General features: G+C 66.6%; 4 protein-coding genes. 3 read left to right on the top strand and 1 reads right to left on the bottom strand.

The window, feature by feature from the left end:
• Window positions 1-943 (bottom strand): NUDIX hydrolase (locus VTU_RS0121000; RefSeq protein ID WP_010108349.1); only part of this gene is annotated, 943 nt, incomplete at its 3' end.
• 134 nt (window positions 944-1077) lie between these two features.
• On the opposite strand from VTU_RS0121000, the gene relB reads away from it, so the two are divergent.
• The 3 genes from relB to ssb form a co-directional block, all read left to right on the top strand.
• Complete coding sequence (relB, locus tag VTU_RS0121005) at window positions 1078-1266, top strand: type II toxin-antitoxin system RelB family antitoxin (protein ID WP_040893571.1); 189 nt, start codon at window positions 1078-1080, stop codon at window positions 1264-1266.
• A complete protein-coding gene (locus VTU_RS0121010; protein ID WP_010108353.1) occupies window positions 1266-1556 on the top strand; it encodes a type II toxin-antitoxin system RelE/ParE family toxin in 291 nt (96 codons plus the stop codon). The genes relB and VTU_RS0121010 overlap by 1 nt, the downstream gene beginning before the upstream one ends.
• 126 nt (window positions 1557-1682) lie before the next feature.
• The coding region (gene ssb / locus VTU_RS0121015) for a single-stranded DNA-binding protein (protein ID WP_010108355.1) at window positions 1683-2049 on the top strand (367 nt) is incomplete at its 3' end.

Consider the following 2049-nt stretch of genomic DNA (forward strand, 5'->3'; position numbering starts at 1 on the left):
CGATGGCGATAAAGCCCGTCGCCGGCTCGCCCACCAAGTAGCTGTTGGTGCCGGGGCCGGTCATCACGCCCGGGTTCGGAGCCGTCAGGCGCTGCAGGTTCCGAAGCAGCGCAACGGGGCGCTCGCTCTGCCAGTCGAGCGGGTGCGCAATCTGCCCGTCGGGGCAGACCAGCGCCAGTTCGCCAAACGGCGCCTCGTCTTCCATATAGCGCGCCTGCCGGCCCGCCAGGAGGCCGGTGCGCGGGCAACTCACCCACAGGGGCCTCTCATGCGCCACGGCGTCGAGCACCGCCTGCGCGTGGGCGAACCCGGACAGGCGCTGCAAGGTGCGGATGGTGGGAAAGATCATGAAGAACTGCCCGGCCTCGTGGCGCGCCAGCGCGTCGGCGGGGCGCACCCACAGGGGCTCGAACTGCTCGGCCTCGTCGGCCACGGGCACCTGCCCTTCGGGCATGCGGGCCACGAGAAACGGCACCGCGAAGCGGCGTGCCAGGTCGCGGTCCGCCGTCCAGTGCGCCAGCAGGTACACGCTGTCGGCCGCCAGGCGCAGGCCGCGTGCGGCGCATTGCGCGGCAAACGGCTGGCTGCGGTCGATGGCCGCGATGTCCTGCGCGTCGGCCATGCGGCCATCGGCATGGCGTGCGAGCAGCACGCCCAGTTCCTCGAAACTTTCGCGGATCGCGGCAATGGCCTGGGTCAGATGCAGCGCGCTCTGCGCGGGGCGGCGGTCGGCAACGCTGTGCGACTGCGCATCGAGCGCGTCGATCCCGCCTCCGGGAAAGACATGGGCGCCGGGCGCAAAGCTGGCCTGCGCCGAACGCCGGGTCATGAGGACTTCGAGCCCACCGTTGCCGGGTGCATCGCGCAGCAGCAGCACCGTGGCCGCAGGGCGGGTGGCAACGGGTTCGCGGTGGGGGTGCAGTTGTTGGCCGGGGCGGGGCATCAGCGCATTATCGGCATCGCCACCGGGCCTGACAGCCCTCGGTGACTCGCCCTACGATGAAAAGCCGGATCTCCCTCTCCCTCTTTTTCGGGTTATTCTTCCGCTTCCCTTGCCCGATTTTCCAAGGATTCCCCATGAACGCCGCTCTATTCCCCCTGGTCTCGGAGTTTGAAACCCCGAAGCAGGAGGCCAGCTACACGGCTTGGTTGCGCGCCAAGGTCGAATCCAGCTTGACCGACAATCGACCACCCATCCCCCACGATGAGGTAGAGCGCCGCATGACCGAGCGCTTGGCGCGATTGCGCGAGCGCAACATGTCCTGATGCTGCCCATCTTTTGGCTGGAGTCGGCTGACGCCGACTTGGCGACCATTACGGACTACATAGGGCAATTCGATCTCGATGCGGCAGAGCACATGTGGCATCGATTGCGCAGCAGCGTTCTCCCGCTCTCGGAACACCCGTATCTCTATCGAATGAGCGAACGTGTGCCGGGTCTGCGTGAGATCGTCGCGCACCCGAATTACATCGTCCTGTACCGGGTTGCAGCCGATCGCATCGAAATCATCAACAGAGTGCACGCACGCCGCGAGTTCCCCGGCTCTGGACGATAACGCGCCCACGCGGGGCCCCGCTTTTTTCCGTAGCGGCCCGTTGCCCGGCGTGGTCCGGCATGCGTGGCCACCACGCACATAGAATGCGCAAATCAAACCCGTCCCCAGACATTGAGGCACAGCACCATGGCATCCGTGAACAAAGTCATCATCGTCGGCAACTTGGGCCGCGACCCTGAAACACGCACCTTCCCCAGTGGCGACCAGGTGGCCAACGTGTCGATTGCCACCACCGACCGGTGGAAGGACAAGCAGACCGGCGAGATGAAGGAAGCCACCGAGTGGCACCGCGTGAACTTCTACGGCCGTCTGGCCGAAATCGCCGGGCAGTACCTGCGCAAGGGCTCGCAGGTGTACGTCGAAGGCAGCCTGCGCACCCGCAAATGGACCGATCAAAGCGGTGTGGAAAAGTACAGCACCGAGGTCCATGCCCTCGCCATGCAGTTGCTCGGCAGCCGCCAGGGCATGGGGGGCGGGGGCCGCCCGGCGGCGG

The sequence above is a fragment of the Verminephrobacter aporrectodeae subsp. tuberculatae At4 genome (assembly GCF_000193225.1).
Lineage (GTDB): Bacteria > Pseudomonadota > Gammaproteobacteria > Burkholderiales > Burkholderiaceae_C > Acidovorax > Acidovorax aporrectodeae.